Origin of the sequence: Aeromonas bivalvium (genome assembly GCF_000819765.1) — a bacterium.
Taxonomy (GTDB): domain Bacteria; phylum Pseudomonadota; class Gammaproteobacteria; order Enterobacterales; family Aeromonadaceae; genus Aeromonas; species Aeromonas bivalvium.
This window is the reverse complement of record NZ_CDBT01000051.1, coordinates 1-17,832: the sequence shown is the minus strand read 5'-3', so window position 1 is coordinate 17,832 and position 17,832 is coordinate 1. Positions and strand designations below refer to the sequence as shown.

The following is a 17,832-nucleotide window of genomic DNA, read 5'->3' as shown; positions in this document are numbered from 1 at the left end:
CTTCAAGGGGCCAATCTACAGAGCCAGCGGAGTATTGGCCAAGGGCAAGAAGAGGTCATGACCAACATGTCCACAAACTTGACTCAGCTGGGCTCACAACTTAATCAGATGTTCCAGACCTTTAACGCTAACCAAGAAGGAATGGATGCACAGCATCGCTTGGCACAGGCGGATATCAGGAATACAACTGAAACGGTTATTGGTGGGTTGGATAAGCAGCTTAGAGAGACGCTGCAATTGGTCGAGCAGCAGCGCAAAGAGGCACAGGAAGTCATTGACCTTCTTGGCTTGCAAACTAGAGAGCACTTGCAGCAAATGGCACAAGGGGCAGACAAGATGCGCCTTGCTGCGGATCGATTCGACACCGCGGGCAGCAGTGTGGTGCAAGCGGGTGAGACCACTGCCAAAGTATTGGGGTCGGTGCAGCAAGTCGGTGGAGAGCTGGCGGTAGCTTCCCGTGAGCTCACAACCATTATTGGTGAATACCGCAATCATCGAGAGTCTGCGGCCAAAGTTTTGGCCACCATCGAGTCCGTAGTCGCCGGAGCGCAGAGCGAACAAAGCCAGCGAGCACAACTAATTAACGATCTCAGGCAACACGGTGAGCGGATGCGTGACCTTAATCGTGAGGCCACAGAATATTTGGACCAGATTGGCAATGCCCTAGCGAAAGGGTTCAATGAGTTTGCCGATGGGTTGAATCGTAATCTGGTCAAGACCATGGGAAGTCTCGATAGTGAGCTAGACAAAGCGGTGAAGGGGCTTGCTGGTGGTATCGTTGATATGAAGGAAGGAATTGAGGATCTTTCCGAGTTGTTTGAGTCTATCAAGGTGCGGCGCTAAGGGGCTAACTTATGTTCGGGATGAAAGGCGCTCCGGCCTCGCGTCGCAACGATGAGGCGGAAAAGCCGTTTTGGATATCTTATGCCGATCTGATGACTGCCATGATGGTGTTGTTCTTGGTTGTCATGGTTGCTTCACTTGCGTCTGTGACCCAGCGTATTCGCGAAGTTGAGGCTGGAGAAAAGCAAAGAGGGCAGGATATTGCCCGTATCTGTCAAAGCTTGGAGATACTGGCGCGAAAGAAGAGCAACATCATTAAAGTTGACTGTCGTGACAACCGGATTAGCTTTGGGGAGGCCGGTCGCTTTGGTCACAACCAATATTTTCTAGACCCACAGGGTCAGCAGGCATTGCAGGACGTGGTGCCGTTGATCCTGGATGTTACCGATAGCCCAGAGGGGCAACGTTGGATGAAACAGGTGGTGGTTGAAGGTTTTACCGATACGGATGGTTCTTACCTCTATAACCTCCACTTGTCGCTACAGCGTTCCGAGTGGGTAATGTGTGCACTGCTTGACGGACGGAGCCAGTTGCAGCAATCCCTTTCTGCCGAACACCAGCAGCAGATCCGTAGCCTGTTTTTGGCTGGCGGTGTTTCTTTTAACAATGCCAAGGACAGCAAAGAGGCAAGTCGTCGAGTGGAGCTGCGCATGCAGTTTTATGGGCTCAAGGAAGACAAGCAGCAGGCGGCGGAGAGCGCACCTCAGTTTTCTGGTCTGATGACGGCTGAACGTTGTCAGTTGGAGATGCGCTGATGGTGGATGCAATTTCCCGTCTTACGGCGATCTTGGAGTCCAGTGTGGAGCGGGTCAATGGTCGCTATCAGGAGAGGACTCTGCATTCCTTTTCGGCTTTGAAGCGAGCTAGATCTGAGGTTGAGGCTAGGTTTGACCAAGCGGAGGCAGCTCCAGAACCACCGAAGGAGAAGCGTCATGCCGCTCTGGCGGCCTTCCTACGTAATGAACCGCTCACCCGGCGGCAGTGGCGGTTGGTATATGCAGGGCTTGTTGACTGCGTTGAAGCAGGCAAGCAGTTGCTAGATGATGAAAAGGTCTTTCCACGAGTGAGTAGGCATGTATCTGCTCACATCGATAGCCGTGAGTTGGTTCGCCGGGATTGGACTGCTCTCTGCTTCAGCTATTTTGGCTATGAGGCAATAGAGCCTGAGAAGAGCCAAAACTGGCAACAACTGCGCACTTATATCCGGGATGGTTATCGTGTACTACGGAATCCGGAGAAGCTTAAAGCTTGGATGCGGGTAGTTGATGAGCATCAAGAACTTTTTCAGAGTGAAGCAGGTTTACGGTTAGGACAGCAGGTATTTGAGGGGACAGTAACAGATCTTACTCAGCTACAGACTCTTGCCCAAATCCCAGCAGAAAGTTGGCTTTGGCATCAAGTTATCGCGGTCGTGCAGAAAAAAATTGCCGAACTTGATGAAGCTACGTTTTTAGACCGGTTATCAGAGTTGTTAGCGCTGATGGCTATCAATAATCGGCGTTATTCCGACGAGATCATGGCTGCTTGTCTCACTCGATATCATGGTTGTAGCTGTCATGTGCAGCCACAAGCCAACTTGATACAAGCTGGTCTGGAGATCTGGGGGAACCCCCAGTTGAAATCCGATCAAAATCGCTGGCGTCACCATGTGGATAAACCGGTATGTGACATGGTGGGGGCATGGCTTGCCAAGCAGGATTTACAGCACTTTTTTAGTTTGCTGAAAGGTGAAGGCGAGGTTGATCAGGCGCGTCTCTTCTATTGGCTCCGTTTTGCCGATCAGATGAGTTATACCCGTATCGTGATGGGACGTGATGCTCAATTAAACCGAGATGGAGAGTTTGTCCGTTTTCGTGATCAAAATAAGGGCCGCCTAGGAGATTTATCTGGGGGCTCGCCAGCTGATAACGCAGTAATCATGCAGATTGGCGATTACATCTTTGTCGAGTTTTCGCACACAGGAAACGCCTGTTATGTATATCGAGCTAACTCCTGCGGATTTAATCCTGATGCCAGTACATTGCACTTAACTCATGATTTGAAACAAAAAAACCTCGCGAAGGGGCGTTGGATACATGTTCCCAAACCATTAAAGCCCGATGCGATGGAGGGGTGGCAGCAAAAATATGATGATGAGTTACGGTTGCTTGGTATTGTTCCAAACCCACAGGGAGCCAATCAATTATGGAATCGTGTAGTTAAACCAAAAATTGTCAAACCAAGCGTTCCATCATTTCAAGCTCCCCTTGGCAACAATTCTGAATCAAAGAGCCAAGTTGTGAACACACCTGCTGATCGGACCGTTGTGATTCATTCAGGCGGTAAGGGGAAAGTTGATTTTGCTCTGTTGCTCGAACAGTTAGGCGAAAACCTGCGACATTATACGGATCATCGTGAAAAGGGCGGTGCTTTCCATATAGAGATCAAGCAGCGCAATACAGATGACATTTTGCTTCTGAGGCGCAATGGTTTTGTGGTCAAAACTGGCAGCCCGTTTATGTTTTGGAAAAAATGATGCTTGGACGTTGGTTTAGCAAATTTGGGAAAAATAAGCATGATCCGGTTGATCTCAGCCCATGTTGGCAGGCGGATGAGAGAGGGATCGTGTTTGCCGAACGTATACAGAGCGAGCCTGAGCGATGGGCCTTGGTTGCCTATCTGGAGCAGCTTGCCGAGGAGGAGTACGTTGCGGTGCTTAGCGACCGCTGGCTCCTGACATGGCGTGATATGTATCGATTAATGGCCGACGCCGATCATGAAAGTAGTCTGGCGTTGTTGTCGCTGCCTCACTGTACTGATCTACGCCCCAAATTGGAATGCAGAGGCAGCTTGGTCGATCCTCAGTTCACCGTTGCGATTACTCACTGGAGTGATGAAGTAACGGGAGAACATGTCGAGTTAAAACGTCAGGGGGCGTTGGTAACAACGAAGAAGGGACAACGTCTACTGAACGAAGCCAGCTGGCAGCTCTGTGAGTCTCTGCGTGACCTTGCTCGTTGTCAGAGGGATGAGCCGGGTGAGGCGACCAACTATGAAGGGTGGGCCGTTATTCGCAGTGTTGCCAAAGCGGCTAATGCCGACATGGATGGTTTTCTTGCCAAGACAGTGGTAGTTAAACCTCAGCGACTGGCTTTGCGACCACGTAAGGCAGAGATCGACTCTTGTCCTGTCATTGAGGTTGGCGTTGATTTTCCTGAACAACCAGTTGGGTTCCTTTCCTCATTTGATGCTACCCAACGGGTACAGGACAGATACCGTATCACGCAACCAGATGGCACCATCGCTCATGTGTTGATAGAGCCTGAGATCAAGCAAGTACTCGAAGCCATCAAGGCGATACCGGGGAGAAGGGTGGCTGGGGATTCGGCGTTGTCCCTGTTGCGCAATCCCTATGCCCTGCTGGGAGAAGTGACCAGCGTGGTACTCGATCCAGAGCAGCACGAGCAATCGCTTGTCGATGCGGGGATCTATTTTCATCATTTTCGTCTGGAACCTAAATGCGAGGCCGAAAGTGGGAAGATCGCCACCGTATTGCTGCATCTCTCCCCTATAAGCCGAGAGCCACTCCCTGATGAAACACTGAGTTTCAATTCACCTGGAATATTTGCGCCTTTTGTACAGGAGCTGCGCTTTAAGCTGGCTGCTGGTATGAGCGCAGGTTTCTGGCAGGGTTTTGAGCTGGAGTTAGGCGACTTTGACGAGCAGCAATTGTTGGACATCGAAAAGTTGCTAGATCGCTGGCAACGAGAGGTGTCCGGAGAGTTGTTCGATTCTTTGTTTGAACTCTCTCGCTATGGTGATCGCATTATCGGTCTCGGCGAGGTAGTGCCAGTATCATCTCCTTTCCTGACCCGAACAACCGGTCAGGATTGGCTTTCGAGCGAATCGAATGGAATTGAGGAGTCAGTGGGTGATGTTGTCGCACAGATCAATTTTGACGATGCAGCGGCGCTGGATGAGTTATCAAAGCGTATTGACGAGGCGTTTGCAGAGGGAGCAGGGCATCTTTGTTTGCCAGGATCTGAGCAACCCGTGCCATTGCGCTTGGCTGAGCAGATACAAAAGGAATGGCGAAAGCAGATCCGGAGCGAAGAGCCAACAGTTCAAGAATCCATGAGGAAAAACAGCATTGGTTTGCTGGTGGAAGAAAATATCGACGAGGTGGGTTATGCCAAGTGGCGACAAGATGCGATTCAACAGGCGCGTCTTTCCTCCCCGTCATTACCGGAGAGGCTTAAGCCAGAAATCTCGCTGCGTGAGCACCAATTACACGGTGTGGCATGGTTACAGCATCTGTTCGAGCTGTCACCAGAACATGTATCGGGTTGCCTCTTAGCTGATGACATGGGTTTAGGAAAAACGATCCAATTGCTTACCTTTGTGGTTGATTATCTGGAACGTCAACCAAGTGGTGATCCTGTACTTATCGTAGCCCCGGTTTCGTTATTGGATAACTGGGAAGCAGAATTGCGAAAATTCTTCTATGCCGATGACATTGCAGTCATGCGGCTCTACGGTGATGCTCTATCAGAGGCAAAGTTTCGCAGCTATGAAATCCCAGAATCATTGCGTCAGCAGGGTGTAACAAATCTGTTGCGTCCCGGTTGGTTACAGGAGGCTCGTATCGTGTTAACCACATACGAGACGCTGCGTTCCCAAGAGATCTCCTTGGGTCGTCAGTCATGGGCCATGGTGATCTGTGATGAAGCCCAAAAAATCAAAAATCCAGCAGCTATGGTGACTAGGGCTATTAAAGCCATGAAGTCCAGGTTTCGCATTGCTTGTACTGGTACTCCAGTAGAAAACACCTTGATCGATCTCTGGAGCCTGTTTGATTTTGTCCAGCCAGGTTTGCTTGGGGCCTTAAACCAGTTTGGTCGTGAATACCAAAAACCAATTGAAGAGGGGGAGTGCAAGGATCTAGAAGCTCTGGCTCGATTACGTTCCTTGATTGAGCCCCAGACCTTGCGGCGGACCAAGCAGGATGTGGCTAAGGATTTGCCTTCCAAGATAGAAGATCGCACTTGCCGCAATCTGACCATGGTTAGTCGGCAGCGTTCCCTCTATAACCAGCAGATTGGTGAATATCGACAGCGACAATTGGTGCAGGAGGCCGCAGGGAGTAAAGAGAGTTTCATCCTTCCTGTGTTGCATAAACTCAAGCTGGTCTGTGCTCACCCCTATTGTGTGGAGCCTGACCTTTGGTTACGTGAACATTCCCCTAAGATGAGGTGGCTGCTAGAACAACTGGATAACATCCGTTGCAGCGGGGATAAAGTTATCATCTTCACCGAACTACGGGATGTTCAGCGTGAAGTACAGCACGCGGTTAAGGTCCGTTTCGATATATCCCCAACAATCATTAATGGGGACACCAGTACAAGTAGCGATAGCCTGAATAGTCGCCAACGTCTGATTGATCGTTTCCAGGCAGTGTCCGGCTTTAATGTGATTATTCTTTCCACCGTGGCGGTGGGGTTTGGTGTCAATGTGCAGGGAGCAAACCATGTGATCCATTTCACCCGGTGCTGGAATCCGGCCAAAGAAGATCAGGCGACCGATCGAGCATACCGTATCGGCCAGACCAAGGATGTATTTGTCTATTATCCAACTATACGCGATGCTGACATTCAGACCTTCGAGGCAACGCTCGATGATTTACTGGACCAGCGTAGATCGTTAGCGAGCGATATGTTGCAGGGGAAAAATGACTTACAACTGTCGGAGTTTGATGGTGTGCTTAACAAATGATGTCATTACAAGGGGAGCTGCTAGGCTGACTTCCCGTGGTGTCATATACCTACAGCCACACCTTTCAACACCAGCATGTAGCCTCTCTGCTAACTGCGGACAAATGACATGCGTCTGCCTGCCACTGCTCATAAGAGGTAATTAGCTGTTTTGTAATTTAGTTACATGGTCACTATCATGGCAAACAGAGCTTGGTTTCCAACTTCAATGTCCTGCTTGTTCGTTGAGCTGGTGGAGGATTGCTATTGAGTTTCCAACTTAAATGTCACATGTGGTGTCGCTAAGTTACTGAATCGTTTGATCTGCTAGTTTCCAACTTAAATGGTTATGATCAGGCGCCGTGAAGGGCTGACAACTAATAAGCTCAAGGCCACCCCAGCGGGTGGCCTTGTCGTTTGTGGCGCCCGCACACGGCGGCTTAGCCGCGACGAACCGCCTCGATGGCGGCGATATCCGTCTCTCCCATCGGCATCCTGGCCTCGAACGTGGGACTGGCGGCAGTATCCGGTTGTGCTTTCTCCCCCGGGCCATGACCGTCCCTTCGCCCCGGGTTAGACTCAAGCCAGCGGCTGCCGGGTGGCAGCCATTCATGGAGGCAGGGGGATGAAGATGCAACAACATGGTTTGACCCTGGGGCTGGCACGGGTGGGGGATGTCTCCTTCATCTCGATCAAGGCGGTCGGCAGACTCAGTCATGAGGACTACCTGGCCATCACCCCCATGCTGGAGGCGGCTCTTGAGAGAGTCGAGGGGCAGGGGGTGAGGGTGCTGCTCGATGCCCGTGAGCTGGAGGGGTGGGAGCTGCGGGCCGCCTGGGACGATCTCAAGCTCGGCCTCAGGCATGGCCACGAATTTGGCAAGATAGCCCTCTATGGCCAGCCGGGCTGGCTGGGGTTGGCGGCCCGCGTCGGCGGCTGGTTTATCTCGGGGGAGGTGCGGGCCTTCGAGGAGGAGGGCGCCGCCATCGACTGGCTGACGCAGTAACGCTCGCCCCCTCTTTCACCCTCTTTTTGTGAACGAACAGGAGCAGACCATTGGACAACAGCGAACGATTCTCGAGCCGGGTCGAGGCCTATGTGAAGTATCGACCCGGCTATCCGGCGGCCATGTTGGACTTTCTGGCCCGGGAACTTGCCATGGGGCCGAAGGCCCAGGTGGCCGACATAGGGGCGGGCACCGGCATCTTGACCGCCCTGCTCGCCCCCAGGGTGGCACGGGTGTGGGCGGTGGAGCCCAATGATGGGATGCGCGCCGCCGCCGAGGCGCTGCTGGCTGGCGCTGGCAACGTCGGCTGGTCCCGCGGCAGCGCCGAGGCCACCGGTCTGGCGGCGGGCTCGGTGGATCTCATCACAGTGGCCCAGGCGTTTCACTGGTTCGATCGCGCCGCCTTCAAGGCCGAATGCCGGCGCCTGCTCAGACCCGGGGGCCGGGTCGCCCTCATCTGGAACGACAGGCTGTGCAATACCCCTTTCCTTCAGGCCTATGAGGCGGGGCTGAGGGCCTACTCGGCAGACTATGAGGAGGTGAATCACCGTAACCTGGGGGAGGCGGATTTTCGGGCCTTCTTCGAGGGAGAGTATCGGCTCAGTCGTTTCGACAATAGCCAGTGGTTCGATCTGGACGGCGTGCTGGGGCGATTCAACTCCTCCTCCTATGCGCCCGTCGCCGGCACCCGGGCCCATGACGAGATGACGGCGCTCATCCGCCGCGAGTTTGACCGCCATGGGGTGAACGGCCAGATTGCCTTCCACTACAGTACCCTGGTCTACAGCGGCCGGGTCGAGGGCGACTGACCCAGGGACTGTATCCTCCCAGATGAGGGGAGAGCGGCGCAGAGCGTCAACGGGAGAGCCCGCCATGAGAAAGCCCTCGCCGGGGTCGGCGAGGGCTTTGCTTGTCAGCTCAGGGGAGGGGGCTCCCGGGATCAGGTCTTGTCGATGCCAAGCAGCGCCTTGGCCTTGGCCAGGGTATCGACGGACTCCTGATGCCGGCCCGCCTGGTGCAGGGCCTCGCCCTCGGCCCTCAGGGTCTTCACCTCGGCCAGCTGCTCGGCGCTGATTGCCGGCCCTGTCGCCAGGGCATCGTCTATCTGTTTCATGTCGGCCGGGCAGTGAAACGCCAGGGCATTGGCGCTAAACAGCAGGGGGATCAACCAGTACGCAGGTTTCATGACGTGCTCTCCTTGTGGGTCAGTGGAAGTATAGAGGCCCCTGGCCCTGGGCTCTTCTGCCCCGACCCTGGTGGCTGGCCCGGAGACGAAAAACCCTCGCAGGGCGAGGGTTTTGACGGTGAACCTGGGTCTGGCTCAGAGCACCATGGCGGCGATCCAGCCAAACAGGATCAGCGGGATGTTGTAGTGGACGAAGGTGGGCACGACGGAGTCCCAGATATGGTCGTGCTGGCCATCCGCGTTGAGACCCGAAGTGGGACCCAGGGTGGAGTCGGAGGCGGGGGAGCCCGCATCCCCCAGGGCGCCGGCGGTGCCGATCAGGGCGATGGTGGCCATGGGGGAGAAGCCAAATTGCAGGCAGAGCGGCACATAGATGGTCGCTATGATGGGCACGGTGGAGAAGGAAGAGCCGATCCCCATGGTGATGAGCAGACCCACCAGCAGCATCAGGAAGGCGGCGACCCCCTTGTTGTGGCCGATGAGGCCGGCGACGGACTGCACCAGGCTCTCGACCCCCTGGGTCTCCTTCATCACGGCGGCGAAGCCGGCGGCGGAGATCATGATGAAGCCGATGAGGGACATCATGCGCACCCCCTGGGTGAAGGCATCCTGACTCTCGCGAAACTTGATGACGCCGCCACAGGTGAAGATGATGAACCCGGCCAGGGCGCCCAGGACGATGCTGTCTGTGTAGAGCTGCAAGCCAAGGGCGACGGCGATGGCGACCAGGGCGACCCAGATATGGGTCAGGTTGAGGGCGACCGTCTCCGGTTCGGCGGCCAGGATCTTGGTCAGATCATACTGGCGCGGCTTGCGATAGCTGATGAAGACGGCGACCAGCAGGCCGAGGAACATGCCAAACACCGGCAGCGCCATGGCCATGGGGATCTGGCTGTTGACCAGGGTGACACCATTGTCGAGGAGGTTCTTGGCCAGGATGTTGTTGAGGAAGATGCCGCCAAAGCCGACCGGCAGCAGCATGTAGGTGGCGGTCAGACCGAAGGTGATAACGCAGGCCACCTGGCGCCGGTCGATCTTCATCTGCGCCATCACGTGCAACAGTGGCGGGATCAGGATGGGGATGAAGGCGATGTGGACCGGGATCAGGTTCTGGGAGGCGACGGAGACCGCCAGCACAGAGGTGAGCAGCAGAGTCTTGACCCAGAGCACCCGGGAGTGGCTCGCATCCTTGCCGAGCTGGCTTATCACCTTGCGGGCGAGCAGATCCGTGATGCCGGAGCGGGAGATGGCCACCGCGAAGGCCCCGAGCATGGCATAGGCGAGGGCGATTTCGGCGCCGCCCCCCAGGCCGCTGCTGAAGGTGCCCAGGGTCTGTTCGAGGGAGAGGCCGCCGACCAGGCCGCCGACGATGGCGCTGACCGACAGTGAGACGACCACATTGATCCGCAGCAGGCTGAGCACCAGCATCAGCGAGACTGCGATAACAACAGGATTCATGTGACTTCCTTATAATGATGCGTTGTTGTCTGGCGTGTGAAAGGGCGTTAGTTTGCGAAAACTGGACCAAAAGTCGAGTAAAAATTCACGTAAATCCCCAGGTTAGTCACGCCAGCTGACCCATATCAAAAAAGGCTGCCGTGGCAGCCTCATGGGATGGCGGGGTGGGCGACGACTGGCCGGCCGGCGCCGTGCCCCGGGCGGCCTTGGCTTCGGCCTGGCGCCCGCGCTGGACTAGGGGCCGAATGCCGCCTCGTCAAGGGGCGCGTCATCCAGATTGGCGTCATCATCGACCTCGGCCAGGGGCCAGCCCCCCAGCGCCTTCCAGCGATTGACGATATGACAGAAGAGCTCGGTGGTGCGCTCGGTGTCATAGAGGGCGGAGTGCGCCTCCTTGTTGTCAAAGGGAATGCGGGCGCTCTGGCACGCCTTGGCGAGCACCGTCTGGCCCAGCACCAGGCCCGAGAGGGCGGCGGTGTCGAAGGTGGCAAAGGGGTGGAACGGATTGCGCTTGAGCCCGGCGCGCTCGGCGGCGGCCATGACGAAGCCATGGTCGAAGGGGGCATTGTGGGCCACGACGATGGCGCGGCTGCAATCCTGCTCCTTCATGCCCTTGCGAACGCCCTTGAAGATCTCGGTGAGGGCTTCCTTCTCGTCCACGGCGCCGCGCAGCGGGTTGTAGGGGTCGATGCCGGTAAATTCCAGTGCGGCCTTTTCCAGGTTGGCGCCCTCGAAGGGCTCGACGTGGAAATGGAAGATCTGATCGGGTACCAGCCAGCCGGCCTCGTCCATCTTGAGGGTGTAGGCGGCAATCTCGAGCAGGGCATCCGTCTTGGCATTGAATCCGGCGGTTTCAACATCGATGACGACGGGGTAAAAGCCTCGGAAACGGCCTTTGAGAGTGTTAACGGCGTCGGTCATGGGATCTCGGTCGGCTTGAAATGAGGCGGCATTATGGCAAAAAAGCGGGCCCTTGTCCCTCCTGCACCGCCATGCGCGGGATCAAGGATGCGCCGGGGGGGCCTGTGCTTATAATTGGCCACTGCAACCTAAGGATGGGAAGAGACGATGAACAAGCTGGGATTGGCGCACAAGATGGTGTTGGTGGTCTGCCTGCCACTAGTGGCCCTGCTGTTTTTTTCCGGTCGATACGTCTACGAGCGTTACCGGGTCGAGCAGGAGATGAGTCAGGCGCTGGCCTCGCTCCATGTGGTGCGGGAGGCGGCGCAGCTGGCCCATGAGTTACAAAAGGAGCGCGGCATGTCCGCCGGTTTCCTCGGCTCTGGCGGGGGCAAGTTTGGCGATGCCCTGCCGACCCAGCGCCAGGTGGTCGACACCCTGCTGGTGCGTTTTCGCCAGGATCCGGCCCTGCTGGGGCTGACACAGGTGCAGCAGGAGCTGGCGGGCCTGACCGCCATCCGCGAGCGGGTCGATGCCCTGGGGGTGGAGGTGGCGGAGCAGGTCGGCATCTATACCCGCCTCATCAGCCGGCTGCTGGCGGTGGTGGACGGGGTGAGCCTCAAGAGCCAGGACGCCACCATAGCACTGCAGACCAATGCCTATGCCGCCTTCTTGCAGAGCAAGGAGCGGATGGGGCTGGAGCGGGCCACACTGAGCAATGTGTTCGCCCGCGGCAATTTCACCCCGGCGCTGTTGCAGCAGTTCATCTCCCTGCTGGCGTCCCAGCAGACCTATCTCGAACGTTTCCAGGCGGTGGCGAGCCCGGCCCAGCGCCAGCTGCTGGCCGACAGCCTGGCCTCACCCGTGGTGGCCAAGGTCGCGGCCATGGAGACCCTGGCCCTGGACAAGGCGGCCAGCGGCGGGTTTGGCATCGATGCCGAGGCCTGGTTTGCCCTGAGCACAGACAAGATAGCCCTGCTCAAGGAGAGTGAGGATCGCCTCTATCAACAGCTGTTTGACAGGGTCGAGCAGATGCGGGCCCAGAGCGCCAGGGATCTTGGCTGGGCCGCCTTCGGGGTGCTGCTGTGCGTGGCGCTGACCACCCTGGTCTGCTGGCGGGTGGTGCGAAGCCTGCATCTGGGCTTCATGGCACTGCACCAGACCTTCAAGGGGCTGGTGCAGGATAACGATCTGACGGTGCGGGTCGACTGGCACTCCGGAGACGAGCTGGGGGCACTGGCGCGGGATCTGAACCATTTTCTCGCCCATCTCGAAGGCTTGCTGCTGGCAGTGCGCCGCTCCTGCGAGGTGCTGGCCCGCAGCGCCGCCGCCTCGGCCGGCGTGATAGCGGAAGTCAACGCCGGTGTGGCCAAGGGCTTTGGCCAGGTGGATCTGGTGGCGACCGCCGCCACCGAGATGGCCTCCACGGTGGCGGAGATAGCGCGCAATGCCACCCAGACCTCCCTGGCGACCCAGCAGGCCATCGGCCGGGCCCATCAGGGGGACAAGGAGGTGGTGCAGACCATAGACGCCATCGAGCAGGTGGCGGGTACCCTGGTCGATACCCGGCAGCTGGTGGATAGGCTGCAGGCAGAGACGGAGTCGGTCGGCGAGGCCTTGAGCCTCATCAAGCAGATCTCGGATCGCACCAACCTGCTGGCCCTCAACGCGGCCATAGAGGCGGCCCGCGCCGGTGAGTCCGGCCGTGGTTTTGCCGTGGTGGCCGAAGAGGTGAGGGCCCTTGCCTCCCGCACCCAGCAGGCGGCAGATGACATAGCGCAGATGCTGGATCGCCTGCGTCAGGGGGCCCTCCAGGCGGTCACGGCCATGCACCTGGGCAGCGAGCAGGCGGGGCTGAGCGTGACCGAGGCCAGGCGGGCGGGGAGCGAGCTGGGCCAGATCGTCAACGAGGTGAGCAAGGTGAGCGACATGAGCGCCCAGGTGGCCACCGCCACCGAGCAGCAGCGCTACGTCACGGACGACATCCAGCACAACGTGATGACCATTCGCGAGGTGTACGAGGCCCATCGTCAGCACTCCGACATGCTGCAGCGCAACAGCGCCGAGCTGGATCAGCTGGCCCGCGAGCTGGCGGGGCGCATCGCCAGCTTCAAATTGATGGAGACTCCCCACTGAGGGTTTTGCCCTAAAGCTTGTCCTGCCTCTGCCGATAGATAATCCGAGACGGTATGGAGGGCAGGCAGTTGAACGCTTGGATTGTGGGATTGGTCGGCATGTCGGTGAGCATGCAGTTGCAGGCAGGGGTAACCGAATTCGGTGCCGGCCTGGATCAATCCGTCTGGCGCCTGACCGCCGACAGCCAGATCGAGTGTCGCCTGGAGCACCCCATCCCCGGGTGGGGCACCGGGGCCTTCGTCACCCGTGCCGGGCGCAAGATCAACCTCGACTTCGAACTGAGCGGCCTGCGCCAGCAGGCACAGACCCAGACGGTGAGCCTGGGCAGCATGCCCCCCAGCTGGCGTCCGGGTCTGGCCGGGCGCGACATCAGCCAGATCCGCTTCTTCAAGCAGTTCGACGGCCTGGTGGACGGCCAGACCGCCTGGACCATGCTCGACGAGCTGGAGAGCGGGCGCATGCCCACCTTCCAGTACCGGGACTGGTATCGCCAGAACCGTGCGGTGCGGGTCTCCCTTTCCAGCGTCAACTTCAGGGTCAAGTACCAGGCCTTCATGGATTGTCTGAACGGCCTCTTGCCCTACAGCTTCAACGACATCGCCTTCAGCGTGCTCACCTATGACAAGAACAGCGATCGCCTCTCCGCCGCATCGCGGCGCCGCCTCGCCATGATAGGGGAGTTCATCAAGGCGGACAGCACCATAGACGTGGTGGTGATCGACGCCTACAGCGACAGCTATGGCGGGCGCTGGCCCAACCAGAAGCTTTCCGAGAAGCGGGCCGACGCCATCAAGAAGGTGTTTCTCGACCTGGGCCTGGAGGAGGGCAAGATCTCGGTGGAAGGCCACGGGGAGAAGCAGCACGTCGCCTCCAACGAGACGGAGGAGGGGCGCGCCAAGAACCGGCGGGTGGTGATCAGCATGGGGCGTAGCGGCGCCATCTGATTTTTGCTAGTTTGACTCCCACGAACGCCGGACAAGGGATGCCGGCGTGATGCGACGAGGGATGACCCAAGATGATAAGATCCATTGCCCTGGCCGGGCTGGCATGTACCCTGGCATTGAGCGGCTGCGCCACTGCCCCCGATCCCCATGGCCCCTACGTACAAGAGCCCACCATGAGCTGGGCGTGGAACGTCACCGCCTACGCTGGCTATCCCAATCTGATCCGCGACAATCCCTACCGGCAACAGGTCAGCCTGGAGGACCAGGAGAGAAAAGGCATCATGCTGCCTGGCTCCCTGGTGCAGGCCTATCCCCTGACCCGGGCCAGCGTGGTCACGGCTCCCCTCCATGACGGGGAAGACTATGACGATGCCGAGGTGGTGCGCCGGGTGCTGCTTGAGCAGTACGAGGTGCGGGCACCGCGGACCGATCTCGCCCATGAGGAGGTCCGGCTGCAACCCCTGCTGCGTTCCCGCAATCTGGCCGGTTTCGTCTGCCATGACTATCAGGCGCCATTGCTGGTGACCACGGTCAGTACCGGCGCCTATACCCATGAGTGCCTGGTGCCCGGATTCGAGGAGTTCAGCGTCTATGTCAAGGCGGTACGTGAGGCCGATGGCAGCGAGTTTGGCCCCATTCTCGGGCTCTCGCCGGGGCGCTATACCGTGCTGACGGTGCGAAGCGATCTCGGGGATCTGCTGATACCCCGTCCCCTGGCAAGGGTTCCCATCTTCCAGTTCAAGGATGGGGTCTACGTGGTCAACAGCAACGAGCTGCCCTTCGTTGGCCCGGACTCGGCCGGCAAACGACTGGTGTTTCTCGGCGGTCAGCCTCGGCTGCTGTGAGGGGCAAACAGGTAAAAAGGGGAGCCAATGGCTCCCCTTTTTTGTGGATGGTTGACGAGGGTCCCGTCAGACGCTCTCGCCCAGGCCGTGGCCGGCGTCTTTCTTGGCGATCAGCTCAATCTTGTATCCGTCCGGGTCTTCCACGAAGGCGATGACGGTGGTGCCGCCCATGACAGGGCCCGGCTCGCGGGTGATCTTGGCGCCGGCGGCGCGCAGGGCGTCGCAGGTGGCATAGATGTCGTCCGCTTCCAGGGCGATGTGGCCATAGGCCGAGCCCAGCTCGTACTCGCTCACGCCCCAGTTGTAGGTCAGCTCGATGACGGCCTCGCTCTTCTCGTCACCGTAGCCGACGAAGGCCAGGGTGTACTTGTACTCGCTGTTCTCGCTCTTGCGCAGCAGGGTCATCCCCAGCACGCGGGTATAGAAGTCGATGGAGCGTTGCAGATCGCCCACTCGCAGCATGGTATGCAGAATTCTCATTGCTCAATTCTCCGGGTTGGTGATGGGTACTGCCTTGAATTCATGGCCCGAGGCCCAGATCCGCCGACGCCTGTAAACCAGGTGCCCTGCGGATCAAGTCTCGGGATAGACCTTCTCTTTGTATTCGCACAGATCTTCGATGATGCAGGAGCCACAGCGCGGCTTGCGTGCCAGACAGGTGTAGCGTCCGTGCAGGATCAGCCAGTGGTGCACATCCAGCTTGAACTCGGCCGGCACCACCTTGAGCAGTTTCTCTTCCACCTGATCCACGTTCTTGCCCACCGCCAGGCCCGTGCGGTTCGACACCCGGAAGATGTGGGTATCGACGGCAATGGTGGGCCAGCCAAACGCCGTGTTGAGCACCACGTTGGCGGTCTTGCGCCCGACGCCGGGCAGGGCCTCCAGGGCCTCGCGGTTTTCCGGTACCTCGCCGCCATGGCGCTCCAGCAGGATGGCGCAGGTCTTGATGACGTTCTCGGCCTTGGTGTTGAACAGGCCAATGGTCTTGATGTACTCCTTGAGGCCATCGACCCCGAGCGCCAGGATGGCGGCCGGGGTATTGGCGACCGGATAGAGTCTGGCGGTCGCCTTGTTGACCCCCACGTCCGTGGCCTGGGCCGACAGCAGCACGGCGATCAGCAGCTCGAACGGCGTGCTGTAGTTGAGCTCTGTCCTGGGCGCCGGGTTGTCTTCCCGCAGACGGGTCAGGATCTGGCGGCGCTTGTCGTTGTTCATCTCTTGCTCACACTCTGTCGTTTTTATAGTTCGGTGGCGCGGGCACCCGGCGCCGGCACGCTGCAATGGGCCTGTTCGGTCGCCTGCTTGCGCCCCAGCCAGTCGTTGATGGCATTCTTGGCGGCGATGAGCAGCCCCAGACCAAGAAAGCCCCCCGGGGGCAGTATGGCCAGCAGCAGGGCGGAGTCGTGGGGGAAGATCTCGATGCGCAGGGATCGGGCCCAGTCACCCAGCAGCAGCTCGGCGCCGTCAAACAGGGTGCCCATGCCGATGATCTCGCGCATGGCCCCCAGCAACAGCAGCACCAGGGTGAAGCCCAGCCCCATCATCAGGCCGTCGAGGGCTGCCAGCAGGGGAGGCTGCTTGGAGGCGTAGGCCTCTGCCCGGCCTATGATGACGCAGTTGGTGACGATGAGGGCGATGAAGATGCCAAGGGCCTGATAGAGGCCATAGGTGTAGGCGTTCATCAGCAGCTGCACACAGGTCACCAGGGAGGCGATGATCATCACATAGATGGGAATGCGGATATCCCGCGGCACCCAGTGACGCACCAGGGAGACCGCAAGGTTGGAGCCTATCAGCACCGCCATGGTGGCCAGTCCCAGCCCCAGGGCATTGGTGAAGGTGGAGGAGACGGCCAGGGTGGGGCAGAGTCCCAGCACCTGTACCAAGGAGGGGTTGTTCTTCCACAGCCCCTGGAGCATCAGCTCCTTGAGTTCGCCCGCTTTGGGTTCGTGATTCATGGGTTTTCTCCTGCCCCGTCGCAGGGGGGCGCATCTTGCAACAAGGCAGGGTGAGTCTGTTGCAAACGCAGCAGGTTGGCAACCGCCTTGACCACGGCCCTGGGGGTGATGGTGGCGCCGGTGAAGGCATCGAAGTCACCACCATCTTTCTTCACCGCCCAGCTGGCCTCGTTGTCCTGGGTGAGGAACTTGCCGACGAAGCTCTCGATCCAGCGGGATTTCTTCAGTTCTATCTTGTCGCCAAGTCCCGGGGTCTCGTTGTGGGCCAGCACCCGCACCCCCTTGACCCTGCCGTCGGCATCGGTGCCGACGATGAGGCGGATGGCGCCGCTGTAGCCATCGGGCGCCACCGTCTCCATGGCATAGCCGGTCACCTGGCCGGCCAGGGTGGCGGTGTAGAGGGGCATGGGCTGGCTGGTGCCGAGCAGCGGGCTGGTGACCCGCTTGCAGCTGGCCACCAGATCATTGTCATAACTGCCCACCGGCAGCAGGGCGCTCAGGGTATTGAGCTTCTCCCGCTGCTGCTGGTGGGCAATCTTGTCCTGGGTGAGCAGATGGGTCGCCACCACGACGCTGGTGCAGACGAGGGCAAACAGCGCCAGGGTGAGGCCATGGTTGCGCATGCTGGTCAGCATAGGGGCGCTCCTTGGAAGAGGGGGAAGACACGAGTCACTTGCGACGCTCCCCGTAGGATGTGGGACGGGTCAGGCTGTCAATCTCCACGGGGATACGCAGAGATTGGCCGACTGCGCTATGTGGGCGCTGGGCCTGGGACACGGTTGTCACTTGCGACGCTCCCCGTAGGATGTGGGACGGGTCAGGCTGTC

At 58.7% G+C, this 17,832-nt stretch carries 16 protein-coding genes; 9 read left to right on the top strand and 7 right to left on the bottom strand.

The genetic code is table 11. The features are described from left to right. The 6 genes from BN1119_RS14750 to BN1119_RS14725 form a co-directional block, all read left to right on the top strand. A partial coding sequence (locus BN1119_RS14750; protein ID WP_041999552.1) for a hypothetical protein occupies positions 1–843 on the top strand: 843 nt, incomplete at its 5' end. An 11-nt stretch (positions 844–854) separates the two neighbouring features. After that, the gene (zorB1, locus tag BN1119_RS14745) at positions 855–1,598 is read left to right on the top strand and encodes a type I Zorya anti-phage system protein ZorB1 (protein ID WP_024946483.1); all 744 of its coding nucleotides are present in this window, start codon (positions 855–857) and stop codon (positions 1,596–1,598) included. Further along, on the top strand, positions 1,598–3,358 hold the full coding sequence (gene zorC / locus BN1119_RS14740) for a type I Zorya anti-phage system protein ZorC (protein ID WP_041999544.1): 1,761 nt from the start codon (positions 1,598–1,600) through the stop codon (positions 3,356–3,358). Before zorB1 ends, zorC begins: the two co-directional genes overlap by 1 nt. Beyond that, entirely contained in the window at positions 3,355–6,594 is a 3,240-nt protein-coding gene (zorD, locus tag BN1119_RS14735) for a type I Zorya anti-phage system protein ZorD (RefSeq protein WP_201296179.1), read from the top strand. The genes zorC and zorD overlap by 4 nt, the downstream gene beginning before the upstream one ends. Before the next feature lie 603 nt (positions 6,595–7,197). After that, positions 7,198–7,578 carry a SpoIIAA family protein gene (locus BN1119_RS14730; RefSeq protein ID WP_041999538.1) on the top strand — a complete coding sequence of 127 codons (381 nt, stop codon included), beginning with the start codon at positions 7,198–7,200 and terminating at the stop codon, positions 7,576–7,578. A 50-nt stretch (positions 7,579–7,628) separates the two neighbouring features. Beyond that, complete coding sequence (locus BN1119_RS14725) at positions 7,629–8,387, top strand: class I SAM-dependent methyltransferase (RefSeq protein WP_041999535.1); 759 nt, start codon at positions 7,629–7,631, stop codon at positions 8,385–8,387. Between the two features lie 131 nt (positions 8,388–8,518). On the opposite strand, the gene BN1119_RS14720 is transcribed toward BN1119_RS14725, so the two are convergent. From BN1119_RS14720 to rnt, 3 genes are all read right to left on the bottom strand, one after another. Then, positions 8,519–8,764: a hypothetical protein gene (locus tag BN1119_RS14720; protein WP_041999532.1), complete on the bottom strand. Its 246-nt coding sequence runs from the start codon at positions 8,762–8,764 to the stop codon at positions 8,519–8,521. 135 nt (positions 8,765–8,899) lie between these two features. Continuing rightward, positions 8,900–10,222 carry a Na+/H+ antiporter family protein gene (locus BN1119_RS14715; RefSeq protein ID WP_041999529.1) on the bottom strand — a complete coding sequence of 441 codons (1,323 nt, stop codon included), beginning with the start codon at positions 10,220–10,222 and terminating at the stop codon, positions 8,900–8,902. A 234-nt stretch (positions 10,223–10,456) separates the two neighbouring features. Next, positions 10,457–11,143 (bottom strand): ribonuclease T, encoded by a 687-nt coding sequence (gene rnt, locus BN1119_RS14710; protein WP_041999526.1) that lies wholly within the window; start codon positions 11,141–11,143, stop codon positions 10,457–10,459. 147 nt (positions 11,144–11,290) lie between these two features. Here rnt and BN1119_RS14705 point away from each other — a divergent pair, with 147 nt between their 5' ends. From BN1119_RS14705 to BN1119_RS14695, 3 genes are all read left to right on the top strand, one after another. After that, positions 11,291–13,258 carry a methyl-accepting chemotaxis protein gene (locus tag BN1119_RS14705; protein ID WP_041999523.1) on the top strand — a complete coding sequence of 656 codons (1,968 nt, stop codon included), beginning with the start codon at positions 11,291–11,293 and terminating at the stop codon, positions 13,256–13,258. 68 nt (positions 13,259–13,326) lie between these two features. Further along, complete coding sequence (locus tag BN1119_RS14700) at positions 13,327–14,202, top strand: flagellar protein MotY (protein WP_209434923.1); 876 nt, start codon at positions 13,327–13,329, stop codon at positions 14,200–14,202. Between the two features lie 71 nt (positions 14,203–14,273). Next, positions 14,274–15,047 (top strand): hypothetical protein, encoded by a 774-nt coding sequence (locus tag BN1119_RS14695; RefSeq protein ID WP_041999520.1) that lies wholly within the window; start codon positions 14,274–14,276, stop codon positions 15,045–15,047. 66 nt (positions 15,048–15,113) lie between these two features. Here BN1119_RS14695 and gloA read toward each other — a convergent pair whose 3' ends face one another. The 4 genes from gloA to rsxG all read right to left on the bottom strand — a co-directional run bounded on the left by gloA (position 15,114) and on the right by rsxG (position 17,640). Continuing rightward, positions 15,114–15,527: a lactoylglutathione lyase gene (gene gloA, locus BN1119_RS14690; RefSeq protein ID WP_041999516.1), complete on the bottom strand. Its 414-nt coding sequence runs from the start codon at positions 15,525–15,527 to the stop codon at positions 15,114–15,116. A 93-nt stretch (positions 15,528–15,620) separates the two neighbouring features. Continuing rightward, positions 15,621–16,262 (bottom strand): endonuclease III, encoded by a 642-nt coding sequence (gene nth, locus BN1119_RS14685; RefSeq protein ID WP_041999514.1) that lies wholly within the window; start codon positions 16,260–16,262, stop codon positions 15,621–15,623. Positions 16,263–16,285: 23 nt separating this feature from the next. After that, positions 16,286–17,005, bottom strand: a complete 720-nt coding sequence (locus tag BN1119_RS14680; RefSeq protein WP_041999512.1) for an electron transport complex subunit E — start codon at positions 17,003–17,005, stop codon at positions 16,286–16,288. After that, entirely contained in the window at positions 17,002–17,640 is a 639-nt protein-coding gene (gene rsxG, locus BN1119_RS14675) for an electron transport complex subunit RsxG (protein WP_041999509.1), read from the bottom strand. The genes BN1119_RS14680 and rsxG overlap by 4 nt, the downstream gene beginning before the upstream one ends. Between the last annotated feature and the right edge of the window lie 192 nt (positions 17,641–17,832).

Excerpts from the sequence above, each read along its gene's own strand:
- zorB1 (WP_024946483.1), top strand. The coding sequence starts at position 855 with ATGTTCGGGATGAAAGGCGCTCCGGCCTCGCGTCGCAACGATGAGGCG.
- zorC (WP_041999544.1), top strand. The coding sequence starts at position 1,598 with ATGGTGGATGCAATTTCCCGTCTTACGGCGATCTTGGAGTCCAGTGTG.
- zorD (WP_201296179.1), top strand. The coding sequence starts at position 3,355 with ATGATGCTTGGACGTTGGTTTAGCAAATTTGGGAAAAATAAGCATGAT.
- BN1119_RS14730 (WP_041999538.1), top strand. The coding sequence starts at position 7,198 with ATGAAGATGCAACAACATGGTTTGACCCTGGGGCTGGCACGGGTGGGG.
- BN1119_RS14720 (WP_041999532.1), bottom strand. The coding sequence starts at position 8,764 with ATGAAACCTGCGTACTGGTTGATCCCCCTGCTGTTTAGCGCCAATGCC.
- BN1119_RS14715 (WP_041999529.1), bottom strand. The coding sequence starts at position 10,222 with ATGAATCCTGTTGTTATCGCAGTCTCGCTGATGCTGGTGCTCAGCCTG.
- rnt (WP_041999526.1), bottom strand. The coding sequence starts at position 11,143 with ATGACCGACGCCGTTAACACTCTCAAAGGCCGTTTCCGAGGCTTTTAC.
- BN1119_RS14705 (WP_041999523.1), top strand. The coding sequence starts at position 11,291 with ATGAACAAGCTGGGATTGGCGCACAAGATGGTGTTGGTGGTCTGCCTG.
- BN1119_RS14695 (WP_041999520.1), top strand. The coding sequence starts at position 14,274 with ATGATAAGATCCATTGCCCTGGCCGGGCTGGCATGTACCCTGGCATTG.
- gloA (WP_041999516.1), bottom strand. The coding sequence starts at position 15,527 with ATGAGAATTCTGCATACCATGCTGCGAGTGGGCGATCTGCAACGCTCC.
- nth (WP_041999514.1), bottom strand. The coding sequence starts at position 16,262 with ATGAACAACGACAAGCGCCGCCAGATCCTGACCCGTCTGCGGGAAGAC.
- BN1119_RS14680 (WP_041999512.1), bottom strand. The coding sequence starts at position 17,005 with ATGAATCACGAACCCAAAGCGGGCGAACTCAAGGAGCTGATGCTCCAG.
- rsxG (WP_041999509.1), bottom strand. The coding sequence starts at position 17,640 with ATGCTGACCAGCATGCGCAACCATGGCCTCACCCTGGCGCTGTTTGCC.